Annotated in this window: 21 protein-coding genes, 1 tRNA gene and 1 riboswitch; of the genes, 4 read left to right on the top strand and 18 right to left on the bottom strand. The window is 43.6% G+C overall.

What is annotated here, in order from left to right:
* Positions 1–169: 169 nt before the first annotated feature.
* The 3 genes from ICN11_RS06465 to ICN11_RS06455 form a co-directional block, all read right to left on the bottom strand.
* The gene (locus tag ICN11_RS06465; RefSeq protein ID WP_216229645.1) at positions 170–367 is read right to left on the bottom strand and encodes a hypothetical protein; all 198 of its coding nucleotides are present in this window, start codon (positions 365–367) and stop codon (positions 170–172) included.
* Between the two features lie 136 nt (positions 368–503).
* Positions 504–608: riboswitch (glycine riboswitch) on the bottom strand.
* 157 nt (positions 609–765) lie between these two features.
* A complete protein-coding gene (gene panD, locus ICN11_RS06460) occupies positions 766–1,131 on the bottom strand; it encodes an aspartate 1-decarboxylase (protein WP_216229644.1) in 366 nt (121 codons plus the stop codon).
* Between the two features lie 139 nt (positions 1,132–1,270).
* Positions 1,271–1,828 (bottom strand): phasin family protein, encoded by a 558-nt coding sequence (locus tag ICN11_RS06455; protein WP_216229643.1) that lies wholly within the window; start codon positions 1,826–1,828, stop codon positions 1,271–1,273.
* Between ICN11_RS06455 and pagP the strand changes: the two genes are divergently transcribed.
* A complete protein-coding gene (pagP, locus tag ICN11_RS06450; RefSeq protein ID WP_216272816.1) occupies positions 1,827–2,564 on the top strand; it encodes a lipid IV(A) palmitoyltransferase PagP in 738 nt (245 codons plus the stop codon). The genes ICN11_RS06455 and pagP overlap by 2 nt on opposite strands.
* Position 2,565: 1 nt before the next feature.
* Here the strand turns inward: pagP and ICN11_RS06445 are convergent, their stop codons facing one another.
* From ICN11_RS06445 to ICN11_RS06430, 4 genes are read right to left on the bottom strand one after another with little or no spacing between them, the layout of a single operon-like run.
* A complete protein-coding gene (locus ICN11_RS06445; RefSeq protein WP_216229641.1) occupies positions 2,566–3,126 on the bottom strand; it encodes a peroxiredoxin in 561 nt (186 codons plus the stop codon).
* Between the two features lie 37 nt (positions 3,127–3,163).
* On the bottom strand, positions 3,164–3,898 hold the full coding sequence (locus ICN11_RS06440) for a sulfite exporter TauE/SafE family protein (protein ID WP_216229640.1): 735 nt from the start codon (positions 3,896–3,898) through the stop codon (positions 3,164–3,166).
* Positions 3,898–4,467 (bottom strand): SRPBCC family protein, encoded by a 570-nt coding sequence (locus ICN11_RS06435; RefSeq protein WP_216229639.1) that lies wholly within the window; start codon positions 4,465–4,467, stop codon positions 3,898–3,900. Before ICN11_RS06435 ends, ICN11_RS06440 begins: the two co-directional genes overlap by 1 nt.
* Before the next feature lie 59 nt (positions 4,468–4,526).
* Positions 4,527–4,931 carry a BLUF domain-containing protein gene (locus tag ICN11_RS06430; RefSeq protein WP_216229638.1) on the bottom strand — a complete coding sequence of 135 codons (405 nt, stop codon included), beginning with the start codon at positions 4,929–4,931 and terminating at the stop codon, positions 4,527–4,529.
* A 480-nt stretch (positions 4,932–5,411) separates the two neighbouring features.
* Between ICN11_RS06430 and katG the strand changes: the two genes are divergently transcribed.
* Complete coding sequence (gene katG, locus ICN11_RS06425) at positions 5,412–7,562, top strand: catalase/peroxidase HPI (RefSeq protein WP_216229637.1); 2,151 nt, start codon at positions 5,412–5,414, stop codon at positions 7,560–7,562.
* A 104-nt stretch (positions 7,563–7,666) separates the two neighbouring features.
* Here the strand turns inward: katG and ICN11_RS06420 are convergent, their stop codons facing one another.
* From ICN11_RS06420 to ICN11_RS06405, 4 genes are all read right to left on the bottom strand, one after another.
* Positions 7,667–8,419 carry a YoaK family protein gene (locus ICN11_RS06420; protein WP_216229636.1) on the bottom strand — a complete coding sequence of 251 codons (753 nt, stop codon included), beginning with the start codon at positions 8,417–8,419 and terminating at the stop codon, positions 7,667–7,669.
* Positions 8,420–8,454: 35 nt separating this feature from the next.
* Complete coding sequence (locus ICN11_RS06415) at positions 8,455–9,138, bottom strand: haloacid dehalogenase type II (protein ID WP_216229635.1); 684 nt, start codon at positions 9,136–9,138, stop codon at positions 8,455–8,457.
* A 78-nt stretch (positions 9,139–9,216) separates the two neighbouring features.
* Positions 9,217–9,606 (bottom strand): tautomerase family protein, encoded by a 390-nt coding sequence (locus ICN11_RS06410; protein ID WP_216229634.1) that lies wholly within the window; start codon positions 9,604–9,606, stop codon positions 9,217–9,219.
* Between the two features lie 347 nt (positions 9,607–9,953).
* A complete protein-coding gene (locus tag ICN11_RS06405) occupies positions 9,954–10,478 on the bottom strand; it encodes a GNAT family N-acetyltransferase (RefSeq protein ID WP_216229633.1) in 525 nt (174 codons plus the stop codon).
* Positions 10,479–10,734: 256 nt separating this feature from the next.
* On the opposite strand from ICN11_RS06405, the gene ICN11_RS06400 reads away from it, so the two are divergent.
* Positions 10,735–12,438 (top strand): cation:proton antiporter, encoded by a 1,704-nt coding sequence (locus tag ICN11_RS06400; RefSeq protein WP_216229632.1) that lies wholly within the window; start codon positions 10,735–10,737, stop codon positions 12,436–12,438.
* A gap of 161 nt (positions 12,439–12,599) precedes the next feature.
* Here ICN11_RS06400 and ICN11_RS06395 read toward each other — a convergent pair.
* From ICN11_RS06395 to ICN11_RS06370, 6 genes are all read right to left on the bottom strand, one after another.
* Positions 12,600–12,675, bottom strand: a tRNA-Phe gene (locus tag ICN11_RS06395).
* A gap of 347 nt (positions 12,676–13,022) precedes the next feature.
* Positions 13,023–14,489, bottom strand: coding sequence for a transglycosylase SLT domain-containing protein (locus ICN11_RS06390; protein ID WP_216229631.1), 1,467 nt, complete (start codon positions 14,487–14,489; stop codon positions 13,023–13,025).
* A 146-nt stretch (positions 14,490–14,635) separates the two neighbouring features.
* Complete coding sequence (locus ICN11_RS06385; RefSeq protein WP_216229630.1) at positions 14,636–15,436, bottom strand: hypothetical protein; 801 nt, start codon at positions 15,434–15,436, stop codon at positions 14,636–14,638.
* A gap of 5 nt (positions 15,437–15,441) precedes the next feature.
* Positions 15,442–15,759: a cupin domain-containing protein gene (locus ICN11_RS06380; protein ID WP_216229629.1), complete on the bottom strand. Its 318-nt coding sequence runs from the start codon at positions 15,757–15,759 to the stop codon at positions 15,442–15,444.
* A gap of 64 nt (positions 15,760–15,823) precedes the next feature.
* Positions 15,824–16,135, bottom strand: coding sequence for a hypothetical protein (locus ICN11_RS06375; protein ID WP_216229628.1), 312 nt, complete (start codon positions 16,133–16,135; stop codon positions 15,824–15,826).
* A gap of 27 nt (positions 16,136–16,162) precedes the next feature.
* Positions 16,163–16,738: a phasin family protein gene (locus ICN11_RS06370; RefSeq protein ID WP_216229627.1), complete on the bottom strand. Its 576-nt coding sequence runs from the start codon at positions 16,736–16,738 to the stop codon at positions 16,163–16,165.
* Between the two features lie 178 nt (positions 16,739–16,916).
* Here ICN11_RS06370 and ICN11_RS06365 point away from each other — a divergent pair, with 178 nt between their 5' ends.
* Positions 16,917–17,558, top strand: a complete 642-nt coding sequence (locus ICN11_RS06365; RefSeq protein WP_216229626.1) for a response regulator transcription factor — start codon at positions 16,917–16,919, stop codon at positions 17,556–17,558.
* Positions 17,559–17,679: 121 nt separating this feature from the next.
* Here the strand turns inward: ICN11_RS06365 and ICN11_RS06360 are convergent, their stop codons facing one another.
* Complete coding sequence (locus ICN11_RS06360) at positions 17,680–19,059, bottom strand: TAXI family TRAP transporter solute-binding subunit (RefSeq protein ID WP_216229625.1); 1,380 nt, start codon at positions 19,057–19,059, stop codon at positions 17,680–17,682.
* Between the last annotated feature and the right edge of the window lie 284 nt (positions 19,060–19,343).

The raw sequence follows: 19,343 nt of genomic DNA, 5'->3' as shown, positions 1-19,343 counted from the left end.
ACCCGTTTTTGACCGCCTGACTTTAAAAACTCCTTAACTACCTTTAGTTTGAACTGCTTGTTGTACTTGCTCATAAAACAAAACCCCCTTGGTTGGACATAGCGTCCAACTTTTGGGGGTCAGTTCAGTAGGTGGCTTTTAATTTTGGATCCTTACTTCCTAAATCTCGCTATTCTGCAGTCACTTTTTTCACTGGAACATGACTCGCTTTGCAGAAATCCACAATGGCGTCTGCAAACTTTAGATAACGTGAATTTACTCGCCTCAGTTCGCTCAACTCAGAGACGCCTTTTGAAACTTCATGTTTAAACGATGCATCCTCATAGCCTGGATGGTATGGTGCTTCTTTGGTGTAGATATTGCTCATATTGTTTGCCTGATTCAGTAAGTTTTTTAAGGTCCCGTGACGGGAAATTTGTCATGCGCTCTTACTGAGTTAGCTTGGGGTGGTATTCATGCAGGGCTCCTAACATGCGTGTGCGCAAAGAATGCGTCACCCGCTTGCCGCTCCCCCTGTCCTTGATACCTGAGAGATTCACACTAAGACCTAACTTAGTGCTTGCTCCTTCGGTGCACCATTAATATGGTGACTCTCCAGACGGCTGTTTAGGATAAGCAGTACCTTCCTAGTGGGTACCTGAGCGTTCATGGGAGTTTGCGCCTTCGGTGGAGGTCTAAGACCTCACTCTCCTGCTTGTCGCTAGTATATCTCGTGATGCTATTCGTGTAATGCTGGCTTACACCTAGTCGACTACCAATCAAAAATTAATTGACCTTCTTGATTTCTTTAATGGCATTGCCTTCGCCCAATAAAACAATTTTAGGCACATGCTTTGCAACCTCATCATTACTGACTTGGCCATAGGTACAGATAATGAGATGGTCGCCAACATGCGCTTTGCGTGCAGCTGCACCATTCAGAGAAATAATCCCAGAACCGCGCTTTGCCTTAATGATGTAAGTTGAGAAACGTTCACCGTTGTTAATGTTGTAGAGCTCGATCTTTTCAAACTCGCGCATATCAGCAGCATCGAGCAAATCCTCATCGATTCCACAAGAGCCTTCGTAATGCAAATCCGCCTCAGTAACGGTTGCCCTGTGAATTTTTGCTAACAACATAATGCGATTCATACTATTTCCTCAAGAATTAAAAGCGCGCCTCTTCATGCATTTTTAACAGCTATCTGGCTATTTTCTCAAATTTTTTTGAAGTAACGCCATCAAAAAACCCCGCTTACACGGGGCTTTCTGTGTGGCTATTATCTACTAATTACTTGGCGCGGCTTTTTGCTGCCTTAGGGGCTTGGCCAAATTGACCTTGTGCAGTCTTCATTGCTGTTTCAACACTTTTCTCAAAGTTTGCAAAGGCGTCTTGTGTTGTTGAACGCACTTGGTCAAAGTTTTGCATTGCTGTATTGAACGCGGATGTAAAGGCGCTTACATATGCCTCTGAGCCAGCCGGGGCTTTTGAAGTAGCAGCGGCTACAAAGCTCTTCAAGTCATCTTGTGATTGGTCAATGGCGGCTTCTACAGCCTCAACCAACTCTTGATTACCGCGACGCAGCACTGCAGCTACTTTTTTCTGATAAGCAGCCACCTCAGCAACAGCCTCTTGTACTTCTGGGCTTTGCAGAAGGTCTAGTGCAGCTTTGGCATCTTTGCCCTTCAATAGCTCAGCAGCCTTAGCTTGCGCATTTGCTACAGCTTGTTGTGCAGCCTGGTAATTGATTTCTGCCAACTCTTGAGCATTCTCAAGAGCTGTTTGACCCAATGCACGGGCGCTTTCTACGGATTTGGCTTGATTTTCTGCGAATTGATTTTTGAACATGATATTTCCTTTAAAGGGTTATTTTGTTGCACTGCACCATATTAATAGCTTATTTTGGCCTTTGCAAGCAAATATTGCTGCAAAGCAACATATAATCTTGTCAATTCAGGTGGTTTATTACAAAAACAGCATTAATCCTTACTTAAGAGACGTTTTGCCTTTTTCAGTTCAGAAATTCTTAGTTATGTGCCGTAGATTCATTGTTCTTTTGCTTCTCTTGATGCCATTTGCAGCCCCTAGCGCTGAAACCGTATCCGAGTGGTTCCAGACTACAACTACGCATCTTGAGTCAGTTTGGGATAAAGGCGGTAACGAGCTTTACATTCCCCTCTATACCTATCACATGCCTTATGCGTATTCTCAAGACAAGATCAATGAGTACACCGAGTACCCAATGGGCATTGGATTCGGCAGAGGATTGATGAATGAGAGCGGTAATTGGGAGGGCATTTATGGCATGACCTTCAAAGACTCGCACGGAATTTATGAGTACATGGTCGGCTATGGATGGATACCGATGTGGAACATCGGCAATAGCCCAGACTGGAAGTATGGCGTTGGAGCAACTGTCTTCATGATGTCTCGCCAAGACATCATGAACTACGTCCCCTTCCCCGGGGTGCTACCCATTGCCTCAATCAGCTACAAAGATCTCAGCATCCAGACTGCCTATGTGCCTGGTGGACAAAATGTCGGAAACGTCTTGTTCACCTGGGCTAAATACAATTTGCCTTAGCTTAGGCAGGATTATTTTTTAGGTAGTCCATCACCCAAGCCGGATCGCTATCGCTCGGAAATATTGGGTAGTGCACAGCTTCAATCACGCCATCATTCACAATCAAAGTGATGCGCTTTAATAAAGTCATTCCAGCAGCAACAAAAGTTGGCAAGTGCAAAGCTTGCTGAAGTTGATAGCCTGCGTCACTTAATACCGGAAAAGGTAAGTGCAATCGATCCGCCATCTCTTTTTGGTATTCGGTAGACTGCACGCTGAGACCAACAACATCTGCACCTAAGGCGCGTAACTCTTGATAGTGATCTCTAAAGGAACAACTTTGTGGCGTACACCCTCTTGCTCCAGGTATTTGATCCCACCCTTCCGGTAGCGGAACATTGGGCTGGCCTGTCATCGGATAACAGTAAATCACTAAGCGGCCTTTGCTCTCACCAAGATTAAATTGGCTAGCATTAGTCGTGCCCAATGAGATAGCGGGCAAGCGCATACCTACTAAGTGAGCTGCGGCCCCATCATCCTGAGGAATCGGTAAATCAGTGGGGAGTTGATTGAGATTAGTCATGTTCACATTACTCTAAAGCAAAATTTGAAAGAAGGTGCTAGAACGCCATTCCGATGATCAAGATTCCCGAGATCAACATCACTAACTCCATTAGGAACATAAAGCTTTTTTCAGGCAAAGACAGCACAATGCGTTTAGATAGTATTGATCCAGCCATGACTGTGCTGCCAATTAACAGCCCCTGAATAATGGCCGTCAAATTTAAGACGCCTAGCTGATGAAAAGTAATTCCTTTGGCAAATAAAATAGAGAGGGTGCTGGCTGCCTCCGTTCCCAAGAAGGCGCCCTTACTTAATCCATAGGCCAAAAAGAATGGTGTATTAATGGCTCCGGTGGTCGCTACAATTCCTGTGAGATAGCCAATAAAGGCACCGACTAAACTCAACTGCCATAACTTTAAATAGAATTGCTGTCGTCGCATCCATCGACGAATTGGAATGAGGCTAATCAAAAAAATGCCGAGCACTAATTGAATTAGACGCTCATTTAAGGATATAAGAGTATGTGCCCCAAGAACTACGGCAGGTATTGCAGTTAGGCTGTAAACCGCACAAGCCTTCCAATCAATGACTCGCCACCATAAAAATATTCTAGAAATATTTGCAACAGTCGCAGTAATAGCAATTACCGGAATCGTTTGCATGGGCCCATAAAAGTAAACCAGGGCGGGCATCAATATGATGGTTGTCCCAAACCCCAAGACACTACCCAAGACTCCAGCAATGAGCCCTAATGAGCCAAGCAATATGCTCTGAAAAATCAGCTCACTCATTACAACTTACATGCCGTTTTTTGAGGGGGCTTTCTTTGAGATGCCAACTCAGCCATTGACTCAAACTGTCGTCGCACGATGTTTTTGATAAAAAACTCGATCACCGCCGATGGCACAAGAGAGTTTGGCTCAACCTGTGCATCGTATTTAAACGTAGTGAAATCTTTTTCAGGCAAGAGCCGCCAGCTCCCCTTGTAATACTTGGTGTCTCCACTTACCTGCTCGAAGAGCAATGCTTTATTGGGCAGCTCTACGAACTCCAATTCAGATCGCATCTCAAATGGAATGAATAAAATTCTTTCTTCGAGCAAGCGAGCAACCTTCACTTTATTGCCTGATCTAGAGAGCACTTTTGACTCCACTATTCCAGGCAAAATTTTAGCGCCCTCATAGTCAGTAATAAATGCAAAAGCTTCGCATACGTTAATCGGCACCTCATAGCTTGCATTTACCTGAAAGCGATCGCCTGCCCTGGTGACGGCAACTTTTAAGTCGTAAGAATTAGATACCTCTTGCGCAAAGGAAACCCCAAACGCTGCAATCAGAAAAAAGTATAGAAGTTGCTTCATGCAAGTAGTTTAGTGGCTAACACGGCCGCCTCATACTCATCACCAAAGGGTGCTCGCTCTCATTCTGCCGCTGTTCGCATTAGCCTTAATAGCTCAACATCATGCTCGGGCAGCCCGTCCAATACGCCAGTAAGGTTAGGCATCTTTGCAATGATTTCTTTTGCCAAGAAGAAGCGCATTGACCAGGCGGGAAAACTTCTTTCCTCGATCTCTTTCATATTCAACAGGCGCACCTGGTGGTGGCGTGGGTCTCGCTGAATTTTTTCCCATATTTTTGTGACCTCTGCACGAGGCCCCTCTAATATCTGACCAAAATGTTGATTTTCATAAAAGAGCACTCCGGATAGCCCCAACTTTTGATTGAGTTGCGCAGCCTGATCAGTCAAGCGCATCAATGCCAAGACACCCATGTCCTGGGTTGCCTTGCTGATGTAGCTTACGGAAATCAATGGGGGCTGGCTCATGTTCTTGTCTAGGGGCTCAGGCCCGAATTACCTGATGGTAACTTTTGATATTGGCTTGATCAATGCTGATTTACCTGCGAGACTGAGGATGTCCTATGACACCATCAAATTCATATCGCTCAATTTTATTATCTATTTATTCGATAAATAAGTTCATATTAATTCATTGGACGAATCATTTAACAAAGAACAAGATGATCCCATCACAACACACAAGGAAGGGAGTTAAAAATGAAGATTCAAACCAGATTGGCTGTAATTGCAGAAGGCTTGTACTTCCTCAGCCATCAATATGAACGGGACCTACTGACCATTTTGCGGCCAGAGCCCAACCGGAAGGGCTAAATATGAACATTCTCATCACATTCATGGCGGGCGAATAAAAAACTGCTAACCAAACAGACTGTTTATAGCTTTATCAGTTAGTCTGAATAAGTCAGGCTAACTAAGCAAAAATGATTTACCTACAAGGAGATCTAAATGACATCAAAAGGAATGTGCCCAGTTGCTCACGGGGCCAATACTGAATCCAGCAACACCCCTATGGCATGGTGGCCAAAGTCACTGAACCTAGACATTCTTCATCAGCAAGATACAAAGACAAACCCAATGGGTCCGTCATTCAACTATCGAGATGAATTGAAAAAGCTCGATGTGAGTGCGCTCAAGCAGGATATGAAAGATCTTCTCCTCAATAGCCAAGACTGGTGGCCAGCAGATTGGGGGCATTACGGCGGCCTAATGATTCGCATGGCCTGGCACTCCGCTGGAAGCTATCGCATTGCCGATGGTCGCGGTGGGGCTGGGACAGGTAATCAACGCTTTGCTCCATTGAACTCTTGGCCAGATAACGCAAACTTAGATAAAGCCCGTCGACTCTTGTGGCCAATCAAAAAGAAATATGGCAATAAGGTGAGCTGGGCCGATCTCATGATCTTGGCCGGCACCATTGCCTACGAATCCATGGGACTCAAAACATTTGGTTTCTCATTTGGCCGAGAAGATATTTGGCATCCAGAAAAAGATATCTATTGGGGCTCTGAAAAAGAATGGCTCCAAAAAAGTGGTGGTGAAGGAAGTCGCTATTCTGGCGAACGAGACTTAGCCAATCCTCTTGCTGCTGTCATGATGGGTTTGATCTATGTAAATCCAGAAGGCGTAGATGGCAATCCAGATCCCCTGAAAACCGCACAAGATATTCGGGTGACTTTTGCTCGCATGGCAATGAACGACGAAGAGACTGTTGCGCTAACTGCTGGCGGACATACTGTTGGGAAAGCACATGGCAATGGCAGCGCAGCCAATCTTGGGCCAGCGCCAGAGGGGGCTCCGATTGATGAACAAGGTCTTGGCTGGATGAATCACAAGACTCGTGGCATTGGCAGAGATACTGTAACCAGCGGAATTGAAGGCGCTTGGACAACACACCCAACCCAGTGGGATAACGGTTACTTCCATTTGTTATTGAATTACGAATGGAAACTGGCTAAGAGTCCAGCGGGTGCCTGGCAATATGAACCCATCAATATTAAAGAAGAAGATAAGCCGGTTGATGTTGAAGATGCCTCCATTCGTTGCATGCCAATGATGACCGATGCAGACATGGCAATGAAAATGGATCCTGAGTATCGCAAGATCTCAGAGAAGTTCCATAAGGATCAAGCCTACTTCTCCGAAACGTTTGCTAGGGCTTGGTTTAAGTTAACCCATCGAGATATGGGACCTAAAGCAAGATACTTTGGGCCAGATGTTCCTAATGAAGATTTAATCTGGCAGGATCCAGTACCGGCAGGCCCAAAAGATTATGGCGTTGAAGCAGTCAAAACGAAGATCAAAGCCAGCGGCCTATCCATCAGCGATCTCGTAAATACTGCTTGGGATAGCGCTCGCACTTATCGTGGCTCAGATAAGCGCGGCGGTGCTAATGGTGCGCGTATTCGTTTAGCGCCACAGAAAGACTGGGCAGGCAATGAACCAGAACGTTTGGCAAGAGTTTTGTCGGTGTACGAAAAAATCGCAAAAGAATCCGGCATCAGCATTGCTGACACCATCGTACTGGGCGGCAATATCGGTATTGAGCAGGCCGCCAAAGCCGGAGGATTTGATATTAAGGCGCCATTTACTCCAGGCCGTGGTGATGCTACCCAGGAAATGACAGATGTAGAGTCATTTGAAGTTCTTGAACCACTAGCAGACGGCTATCGTAATTGGTTGAAAGAAAACTATGTTGTCACTCCAGAAGAGTTGCTCTTAGACCGCACACAGTTGATGGGGCTCACCGCCCAAGAGATGACGGCGCTGGTGGGCGGTATGCGCGTACTTGGCACAAACTATGCTGGCACAAAACATGGGGTATTCACAGAAAGAGAGGGTGTATTAAGCAATGACTTCTTCGTCAATCTAACTGATATGAATTACCAGTGGAAGCCTACCGGTCGGAATAGCTATGACATTGTTGAGCGCAATACAGGCGATACCAAATGGACTGCCACTCGAGTTGATCTGGTGTTTGGCTCTAACTCCATATTGCGCGCCTACGCAGAAGTGTATGCGCAAGATGACAACAAAGAAAAGTTTGTGAATGACTTTGTTGCCGCTTGGACTAAGGTCATGAACGCAGACCTGTTTTAATTAATTTAATAGTAATCCGTTATCAATAAGGGAGGCTTTTGCCTCCCTTATTTTTTATCATTGCAGTACAGGCCGCATCCTATTCGCATCCAAATGCGAAAAAGCTAGCCCTTTATTAGCACTCTAATGTCCCGATACATCTGCAAACTGGCTATTAACACCAAAGAAAAGGAGAGTGGTATCACCGCTATATAGCCGACCGTTTTGAAGCTAAGCGCTCCAATAATTCCGCCAACCAAGAACATTCCGAAAATAAATAAATGGGTTTTTAATTTATCCCTATTCGCCCTGACGTATCCACTTTCATTGGCTTGCGTAGATTTATTCCAATAAATTAACTTCCCTACCTCTATTCCAATGTCGGTAATGACGCCCGTCATATGAGTTGTTCTAATTTCTGCTTTAGAAGCTTTAGTGACAATAGCATTTTGTAAGCCCATCACAAAACACAGCAGAAGGGCGATTGCTGGAATGGTTAAAGGTAGATATAAATTGAGGTTAGCGCCTACCAAACCAAAGACTAACAACAGAGCAGCCTCAAGGAATAGCGGCAAGGCAAACTCACTATGAATTTTTCTTCTATGGCCCCAATTAACAATGATGGCTGTTGTAGCTGCGCCAAATAGAAATGAGAGCAAAAGTGAGATGCCGCCTAAAACCGCAATGAAGTCATTCAGAGCAAGGTCATCGCCAATTGCGGAAATAATCCCGCTCATATGAGATGTATAACGAGAAATAGCCAAGAAACCACCGGCATTTACAGCGCCCGCCACAAACGCCATGTAGGCGCCCAATTGAATGTTGGTTTTGGGGGATCGCTGTACGCTTGTTAGACGCTGAATGAACTCAATTGGCATTAAGAATTCATTTTACGTCTCAAGACTTAAAGGCTCTAAATAACTTCTAAAACGTTGCTTAACGAACTGCCTTCATAGTTTGGCTTCTCACCAATCTCCTCAAAGGGGTGCCCAAGCCGATTAACCCAAAATACATCAAAACCAAACCACTTTGCTGCTAGTGCATCCCAAGCATTGCTCGATACAAAAAGAACCTCTTCTTTTTTAACTGGAAACGCTTTTAAAAGAAGCTCGTAGGCTTGAGGGGCGGTCTTAAATAATCGCACATCCTCAACAGTGACGACCTGATCCAGGTAAGCTGCAAGACCATTGCTCTCAACTACCGTCGCCAACATCTCTCTACTACCATTGGACAAAATTGCCGTGGAAATACTTTTATTTTTTATTGACTTAAGAACGTGCAGACTATCTTCAAAACCAGTGAGCTTGGCATACTGATCCATCAACCGCTTCTCGTAGTCAGGAGTGAGATTTAAGTTCATGCGCTTACATACATAACGCAATGAACGAATTGTTAATTCCCAAAACGGAAGGTAGTGCTTACTGCCACCAGGATTAGGATCGCTCATGGTGACTAGGCGAGTGTACTCAATTTGGCGATCACGCCACATTAGAGCAAAGGCCTGGCCATTGCCAGGAAATAAATCTTCTGCCAACTTTCCCATGGAATACACATCAAATAATGTTCCATAAGCATCAAAAGCGATAAGCTTATACATGCAGCCCCCTGTTATCAGTCTGACTTTGTATTGTCGTTTAAAACAATTTTTCTGGTGAGGCAGAATATCTAGGGATACTTAAGCCTTATCGGCATATTGCATTTCACCATTACCAAATGACCAATTTTCTTTGTTCACCTCAAGTAAGTTGATAAAGACATCTTGAGCTCTGACTTGAAGATTTGTAACTAGGGATTCACAAATGGCTCTGTATAGCTTCTTTTTAAGATCTGTGGATCTGCCAAAGCTTATGATCGCCTGAATAAAAATGATCCCTTCTGAATATTCAATGCCCAAATAGCTTTTTGGAAGATTAAATTCCGATACATCGTGTCTAGTGATAATCTGGAACTTATCATCTTCAGGAACGTTGATTTGTTCTCGCATTACGTTATAGACAATGTCCCCGGCCTGCCGTGCAAAGCCCTCAGAGTATTTTTTGCTTAAATCAATTCTTACCAATGGCATCGTTATTCCCCCCGGCTTCATCCATCTTATAGAAGTCTAGTAATTTGCGTCCTTCTTGGTGGCTCGGGGCGGAATCGAACCGCCGACACAAGGATTATCTACCCTGACAATCAAGAGGCAACTCCCATAATGGCTTGCCTTGGCTATAGTCGCAATTCACACCCACGGGCGATGTTGTGCTCGCAAGACAGCCGCTTAAGGCCAAAACGAGTAAGGCTGAGCCGAAGGCAATTAGCAAATTTTTCATATGAATCACCGGTAATTAACTTATATTAATCTTAATACCAAAACCACCCGATGGTGGTTTTGGTATTTCTTGATAGCTCGAGACGGGATTGAACCAGGGCCTAGGAAATTTGCTTTGTTAATAGTGCCAACTTAAGTCCAACGACCTTGGGAATACCAACCCCAGCATTTGCTGGATAGTCTGAGATTATTTCCGTGGATTGATAGCCTCTGCGTAAATAAAAATCATACAACTCCTTACGCTCTGAAATGACAAACAAATTAAGTGTTGAAGACTCATATTGGTTCTCGACATACTCTTCTGCGAGCTGGAGCATTTCTTTGCCCAACCCAAAATTTTGGCATGACGGCTTAACAGTTAGCATGGCCAAATAAATCGCCCCTGACTCTTCATTGATATTCACGCAGGCAACAATCTCGCCTTTGTTTAGGCCGAGCAATATTGTCGACCCATCTCTATCAAGCAGATCAGTAAGTTGCTGTGGGTTAATTCTGTCGCCCTCTATGAGTTCTGACTCATGAGTCCAGCCAGCCTCAGAATCGTTGGGACGATACGAGTTGTTTATCAAGCTCACCAACTCTGGAACATCTTTGACTGTTGCTATACGATATTCATCAATATTCATGATGGTAGTTTTACACAAGGCAATAAAAAACCACCCGAAGGTGGTTTTGGTGTTTCTTGGTGGCCCGGGGCGGAATCGAACCAGGGCCGAGGATGCCTGACTCTAACTCTAAACTGTCCTTTAAAACGACATTTCATATGATCCTTTAATCATTATCCAAACCATTGAGTTAGCTCAACAACACAAATACCCCTTTTGATGCAGTGAACTATTATTGTGATGTTAAGAATTCCAACAGTATTAAGGGGTTAGATTCATGCCACATGATGTAAGCCTTATCGCCATTCTTGCCGCTGGATTTAGCTTGGCGCTGATTCTGGGGTTTGCTGTTACTTATTTAAAAATGCCGCCATTGGTAGGTTACCTACTCGCAGGCGTGCTTATTGGCCCAGCTACGCCAGGATTTGTTGCTGACGTTGGTCTATCGATGCAATTGGCTGAGATTGGGGTGATGCTACTCATGTTTGGTGTTGGCTTACATTTTTCTATTGGCGATTTGATGGCCGTGAAAAAAATTGCCATTCCAGGCGCACTTTTTCAGATGTTAGTTGCGACGGCGCTCGGCTTTTTCGTTGCAACCAATTGGGGATGGTCTTTATTGGGCTCACTTATATTTGGCTTGAGTCTGTCGGTTGCAAGTACGGTTGTCCTCTTACGTGCATTAGAAGATAAAGGTCTTTTGGATACCTCCAACGGCAAAATTGCAGTTGGTTGGCTTGTTGTCGAAGATTTGGTCATGGTTTTGGCCCTAGTTCTTCTCCCTGTATTAGCTGAATTATTTCAGCATGATGGAGCCAACGCCACCAGTGGTAATTTCACTGAATTACTTAAGCCAATAGGTATCACACTGGCCAAAGTAAGCGCATTTATAGTGCTCATGCTTGTTATTGGTAAAAGATTGCTACCCAAAATCTTATGGCTAGTAGCAAAAAATGGCTCTAGAGAATTATTTACTTTAGCAGTGATCGCTTCTGCTATTGGCATCGCTTTCTTGGCTGCAAAGATATTTGATGTTTCTTTTGCTTTGGGGGCATTTTTTGCAGGCATGATGCTCGGTGAATCTAAATTAAGCAAAAGAGCCGCGGACGAATCCTTGCCCCTTAGAGATGCATTTGCTGTGCTTTTCTTCGTATCGGTAGGCATGCTATTTGACCCCCAAATATTATGGCAAGAGCCCATGAAGCTACTTGTTGTAATTTTTATTATTCTGGTTGGAAAAACATTGGCAGCCATGGCCCTTGTTTTACTTTTCAGATACCCACTAAACACAGCCGCAACTGTTGGTATCAGCTTGGCTCAAATTGGAGAGTTCTCTTTCATTTTGGCAGGGATGGGTTTAGCCATGAACCTCATTCCAAATGAGGCTTATAGCTTAATACTTGCAGGCGCCATCATTTCGATAGCACTTAATTCATTTTTGTTTGACAGCATTTCACCATTGATCAACTGGGCCAGAAAGCGCTCATCTCTTGCAAGAGAATTAGATCAACGCATGGATCCTCTCGCATTGCTGCCTTCATCTACTCAGCAATCATTACTGACTGGGCAAGTCGTGATTGTGGGTCATGGTCGAGTTGGCAAAAGAGTTCTAGAAAAATTAAGAGCTCAGGGCGTCTCTTGTGTAGTGGCGGAAAAGGATCGCTCGATTGTTGAAGATTTAAGAAAAATTGGAACCCCAGCAGTGTCGGGAGATGCATCAGATCCATTTGTGTTGATTCAAGCGCATATTGCCAATGCTGCCGTCTTAGTTATTGCCTCTCAAGACTCTATTGATGTCAGCAAAATGATAGAAACAGCAAGAACACTGAATCCAAAAATAGCTATATTTATTCGCGCAAGAGATAGCGAAGAAATTGAGATTTACAACAAAGAGGGCTGGGGCCAATCTTTTACTCCTGAGGATGAATTGGCGAACCGTTTCTATATGGAAGTTTTAAAGGAGCTAAAGCAAACCTCGTAATGATTGATATGAAGCATAAGACGTCGTTTTAAACGACATCGACTGATACGGGGATGTTTAATTGATTTGTCCTTTTAAAGGACGGTTCTAGATATGGCTATCCGAGACTAAAGGATCCAACCCAAAAGAAAATAGCCCAACAAGTGGGCTATTGAGATTCTTGGTGGCCCGGGGCGGAATCGAACCACCGACACAAGGATTTTCAATCCTCTGCTCTACCGACTGAGCTACCAGGCCAAGAGTTGGAATTATAAATGAAACTGTTTGACACCTTGGGAAATCATGGTCCAGCGTATAAATTCTGCCCAAACCGTATCGTTCACTAGCCTAGAACACCGACTCCACCGCCCTCTCAGAGTTCCCATTCATTTTGCTTTTGTAGTGTTGCCACTTTTTAGGGATGTTGATTAGATTGGCGGGAAATGGGGGGATGAGGTAGAGATGTCGGAATCCTCTGCTCTATCGTTGGGCTGTTGTTGGAGTGTCGTTTTAAACGACAGCGCTTGGGTGGGGGGGGCAGAAAACGGCCCGATGAAGATAGTCGCCAATCTTTTACCGCCCTTTAATTTCCGCAAGGACTGGCTTTACTTGTATTGGTCTGATTGCTTTTCTTGCAGCTCTAAGTTCTTGGCAAGGCGATACGCAATGTAATAACGGTAAATATTGCGCACATAGTCTGTAGTTTGAATACCAACCAGCTGCGCAACTGCAATCTCCACATTGTCCAACCAGATATTCGGATTTAAGCCTTTTTCAATTGCAAGCTGCCTCGCTTTGGCAATATTATGCGGTCCGGCGTTATAGCTTGCAAAAGCAAATAAATCTCGGTTTTCAGGACTCAAGTCTTGCCCTAGAGATCCTTGCGCCATTAAATAATCAAGATACTTACTTCCAGCGTGGATATTAGACTCTAAAGAAGTGATGTCTCCCACATTCATTAACTTTCCTGTACTAGGAAGTAGTTGCATTACTCCAATTGCTCCCGAAGGATTTCTAGCAGATTGATTTAATCTTGACTCTTGATACCCCATAGCCGCTAACATTAATGGATCAAAGTTATATTGCGCTCCATAGGTCTGGAAATATCGAATGGATTCTTGATACCTTTTTTGAGATATTAAATCACGCGAATCTGTTAACTTACTCACATGATTGGCATATGACTCCCATTCCCCGAATAAAGCACGCGAATGCTTCATTTCAAAATCAATAAATTTTTGGAGTACCTGCTTTAATTCAGGATTATCTTTACGAATTGCCCAACCCATCCGCACATCATCATTAATAATGATATTCGGATGTGGCTTAATTTTTGGAAGCGCCTTAGACCACATGGAGACCATCCAATCATAAGTTACCGTATTGGGTATGAGGCCCGCATTAACCATTTCTAGAGCGCCCTCATCATCTAAATTCTCAGGCAGCGCCACGATTTTCACTGGGGACTTCTTGTTTGTCCTTAAAGTTTCATTTAATTTTATGATGCCATCGTGATTGCGTAATTGTGGCCTTATATACAGGGTCTGACCAGATAGCTGCAGTATGTCGCTAATCTCAGGTGAGCTGGGGCCGGTTACTAGTACCTCTTTGGCTGGGAAACGCATGGGCTCAACAAAATCGATGCTTCCTGGAACTTCTGAGTTGGTTTGCAATCCTCCCATCGCTATATCTGCTCTACCCTCAATAACAGAAGGCACCAATTGGGTTGGCTTCGTAGGGTAAGCAACCACTTCAAAGGGAATCCTTTTAGCGGAACTAGGATATTGCGTATTGAGCCAAATTGAGAGATCCTGCAAAACTATCGGCAATAAACCGATTTCATTTCCTGCGTCGTTATAAAAAAAGGTTTTGCTATAAGGCACTGCCACACGAATTGCCCGAACCTCCAGCATTCGCCCACCAAAGTCACCAGTCATCACTTTATTCAATCCCAGCAAGGGCGACTGAGCTATCTCTGACTCAGAAGGAATCTGAGCCACCGAGTTTAAGGGTGTGAAAAAACTGAGTATTAGGAATACCAATGATGCTATGCGTGGTAATTTTCTAAACATCAACTCATCTTAAAACAAAAATTAGCGAGTCAATTGGATGTTGGCTGGCCTAAAGACCTCATTTGATCCAATTGAGTTCTAGCGTGTCTGGATTGGTAGTGGGTAGTTTAAGTTGTCGTTTAAAACAACAACTTATCGATTAGGAGTTAATGAATGGCGCTGCGCATAATCCGCATTGCCTGCTGGTCCACATTGATGAATCCGTGCAGCGGTCTGTCTAGATCAGCAATGATCCCCACTGCTAGCGCCACCAAGAAATACAGTCCCCAAGACAAAATGATGTGTCGCTTAGACCCCTCGCCCAAGGATGCACCCAAAAGCACTCCATTAAAAATAAGAAAGAGCCCTACCGGAACAAACAATCCATTAGGGACATTGTTTAATAAGTATTCAGTTCGAGCATTCTCTGCAGTTCCGACACTATCGATTGCCTGAAACAAGACATCTAAAGAGCCACCCTGGGGGTCCTTTATAGCCATGGCCCTTAATTGCGACCATATTTTTTCAAGCTGGTGTTGGCTTTTATATTGGATCTCCCGAACTGACTTTTCATTGCTTTGAGTTGACGCCAGTTCTAGCCGTATATCTGCATACTCACGAATGTCTTTAACTAGCTCTTGGGAATAGGGTGCGGGTTGTAGTTTTGCCGCTTGATATGCTGTTTTAATTACAGCCGCCTCATTAATGACAGCCTGACGATTTAATTCAAAATGATCCATCGCCGAGGAAAATGTAAACCCCAAAAATAAGGCAAGCAATGCTAATGACGAATTCGTGATGGTACTGACATTTTCATCGCTATTATCAAAATAATGAGGGGCGTTTTTAGAAACTATCTTTAGCGCAAGACGACCAATCCAAAATCCAAGCTCTGACGAAACGACCAGAACAACGAAGACCCCGAAAATCAAAAGGGGGAGAGATAGATTTAATAGGGATTCGATCATTGCCTTTAATCCTGAACAATCTGTCCATCTAAATTAATTGCTTCTTGCAAGGCTCCGCCTTTTCTACTGGCAAGATACTTCACACCTTTAGCACCATAGTTTTCTGAATGAATTTGATTGGGCAGCAAATGAAAGGCGTCTCCCGCCAAGTAGGAGCTTTTGATGCCACCAATGGTGATGTCAATCTGCCCCTCAATCACCAATGCATGAACTTCATAAGGATGAGCATGTAAGTCTAAGAATCCGCCGACCTCTCGCTCGACTAAAACGGGAGCTGGAAAGTCTTGTTTTGCTAATTTTTCTAAAAATGCTTCTGGCTTCATTGACGAACTTCTATTAATTTGAGTGCCTCATTGTAATGACTGCGTTAATTAGCAGGATATGCCTTCATCTCACGCCAAACCAAATACGAGCTGCTTCATATGAATCTTCTACATGCTCATCTCTGATTTCAAAACTTTGAGTAACATCACGAATCATCTGTACGGCTAGATTTTGTCGATTGTCATTAAAGTAACGATCTGCATCATTACCCAATAACCAGTCAATTGCCTCTTCGAATACACCCTCATCATTGGCGGTTTGCAACCACTTGCTAATGACAAGCTTGCCCTGTAAGAAAATGCTTACTTGAGCCTGTAATACTTGCTCATCTAAAGAGCCTACCAATACTTTCATATTAATAGGATCTTTGGACATGAGTGAACGCTTACTTTATATGCTTAATTACTTGGCACGAGTCTTCTTTGGAGCAGCTTTAACCGCCTCACCAAACTGACCTTGAGCCTGGCTTAATGCTGACTCAACTGTTTTTTCAAAGCTAGCGACTGCATCTGCTGCAGATGCTCGAGCCTGATCAAACTGTTGAAGTGAAGTTTCAAAGGCTGTTTTGAATGCAGAAACAAAAGCCTCTGAACCAGCGGGAGCAGTTTTAGTTGCCTCTTTAATAAACTTCACCAAATCATCACGAGCATCATCAATGGATGACTCAACCACTTGTGCTACTTCTTTATTGGCGTTGCGAAGAACATTGCTTACTTTGGCTTGATAAGCAGCAGCATACTTAGCCACTTCTTGAGCGGCTTCTTGCTGGCCTAAGTTAGCGAACTGTTGTGGATCTTTAATGGCGGACAATTGGGCGCTAGCTTCTTGGGCTACAACCATTGCGTCTTTAGCGGCAGCTTGATTAATTTCTGCCAATTCTTGTGCGCTCTTGGCGGCCACTTCAGCCAAATGTTTAGCGTTTTCTAGAGCCTTAGCTTGAGCTTGGGCAATCTGGTCATTTAATTGATTCTGAAACATGGCATTTCCTTTATTGGTTAGATAGCTGTATTTTGCTGCGATGCACCATTTTAAGAGCACTTTGGCGACAAAACAAGGCCTATTTGCTGCGACGCAACATATTTAGGGTGATTACCTAATATCCACAGCTAATAAATTGCATATGATGAAATGACTGTTAGAACCCTAGATAGGCAACATGCTCAGAAATACCAATCAATTACCCGTTAAATCTGGCGTGGTTTATATAGTAGATGATGATGGGGCAACGCGGGATTCGCTATCCTGGTTACTTGAATCAAATGGGTTTATGGTGAGCTGTCATGAAAATGCCGAGCGTTTTTTACAAGCACTTGCCAGCACCGATTCTGCAACAGTGGCTTGCGCCTTATTGGACATGAGACTGCCAGGCATGTCGGGGATTGAACTTCAAAATAGGCTTCGTGAGGATGGTCACCTGTTTCCTGTTGCGATAGTTACTGGATATGGGGAAGTGAAATTAGCTGTTCAAGCAATTAAACAAGGCGCAGTAGATTTTTTAGAAAAGCCGTTTAAAGAAAATCAACTTTGTAGTCTAGTAGAGAATATGTTGTCAAAAGCTTATCTAGAGCAAAAGCAAAATTTAGAAGTGCAAGCAGCGCAGTCCAAACTAAAAACTCTAACGAAACGCGAACGAGAAGTTTTAGAGTGCATTGTTGCAGGGTGCACCAATAGAGAGGTTGGTGAGACTTTAAATATTTCACTCAAAACAGTTGAAGCACATCGAGCCAATGTCATGGATAAGCTCGGAGTGAATAGAGCGGCAAGTTTATTAAAGCTAGCCATCTCTCATCAGCAATAATTTTACATAGCAAGCGTCTATTAACCAGACGCTTAACTTTTTTGTTCTAAATGGAACGGATAATCAACCATCCTCTATCTATCGAGGTTTTATTGGATATGGCACCTAAAGACCCAAAGAATTAGTTCTCATTAATGCTAGAAGCATTCTTCTCTAATTTTGATAAGACTTGGTTACGCACTAAATTAAGTGCACCCTTCATTGTGTATAGGCGATTCTTCTCCTCTGAGGATACCCACCCATCCCGGGTGTCTTTATCGAGTTGCTCCAACCTAATCAATAACTTCCTAAGGAGATCTGGATTATTTGTATTCGCAGATAATTGATCAATTTCTTGAATCTCATCATAGCCATCCTCAATAATCATTAGCGAGTGCTTGCTTCTATAGCTAGGTAACAACCTAAAAATTGGATAAATTACTGCTAATAGCCCTAGTAATATAAGCCACATGCGATCGATGTAACTTGAAAGCCAAACTGGTAGTCGCTCCAACATCGGCATCCTGCCGCCCTCATAAAATCTTTTAGCAATCGGACTAATTGCAACTGCATGATCTACATAAGCTGGAAAAAATTCTGGCTTTGCAAAGAATTGGTCTAGTTCATTAGAAATTTTTTCCGCGGCTAAAAGGAAAATGCTCTGTACCGCAGGATGCATATCCTTCTGAATTAAGAGGGTGACTGTTGAAGCTAACATCTGTATATCTTCAGCGGGGTAGGCTTTGTTTAGATCTAAAGAGCCCTTAGGAATAGTCACCACACTCATGTAGGGTAATTTTTTTACATAGGCAGGTGCATAACTAAAATTGAGAACATGGATGTCAGGATGTTGTAATAGCTCCTGAATATTAGGGCTATTAAATCCATCCATAATGAACACTCCATCAATCTCATTACTCAGCAATCTTGAAATAGCATCTTTGTTCGGTATTTTGAGCACATTAGGTCGACCCTCGATGGAAATTCCGCTTAAAGCCAATATCCTTCGCAAGATAATCTCGGCCGCACTTCCACTCGGGCCAACCGAGACTTGTTTGGTTGAAAAATACGCAAATGGCTTTGGTCCATGAAATTCTGGCCCCCTATAAAACAGCCAAAGTGGAGCATATTCAACGCTTCCAAGCGATCTCAATCCTGGATAGGCCCCGCTATCGGCTACACCGCCAATCATGAGTGCCGCATTAACAGCGTTTCCCTTATCCGCAAGATCGACAAGACTTTTTGCGGAGCCCTGGGTATTAACCAAGTGAAGGTGAACACCCTCAGCCTCAAAATAGGGAATAAACTTTTTTCCAAGCATTTCAAATGTTGAGCCTTCTTGTCCAACAGCGAAATAAACATCCTTTGGCGGCAAAGGGCGGCTGAGAATAATTAAAGCGGTTATGCCAACGCATAGCAGCAATAACCAGTGCCAATCAGTTCTAATTAAATTCATCCATGAGTGAAGCTCTTGAGCCAAAGAATTTCGAAGATGAGAAATTAGAGAGGGATTTCTAGACATTAGTGCGCCCAAAGAGAGATTAAAAAATTAACACTTGGCTCTTACTCTTTTATTAGACAACAATCCCTTGCTTGAATCTATTTAAATTCTTATTGCTTAATCAAAAGATTCAGAGTTCTATGGCTAAACTTTGCGGCTCTATATGTGAAAAAATATTTCTCCAACTAGACGCTGTCGATGCCATTTGGGAAATATTCGAAACCGCTGTGAGCCAATAGATTCGGTGCTTGTAGGGCGGTAGGTCACAACCAGCTAAGACCCAATGTGCAGAACTGTTTTAGTCC

Source organism: Polynucleobacter sp. 78F-HAINBA, from assembly GCF_018882325.1.
Lineage (GTDB): Bacteria > Pseudomonadota > Gammaproteobacteria > Burkholderiales > Burkholderiaceae > Polynucleobacter.
The sequence above is the reverse complement of the archived record's forward strand: the minus strand, read 5'-3'. Positions and strand labels throughout refer to the sequence as shown.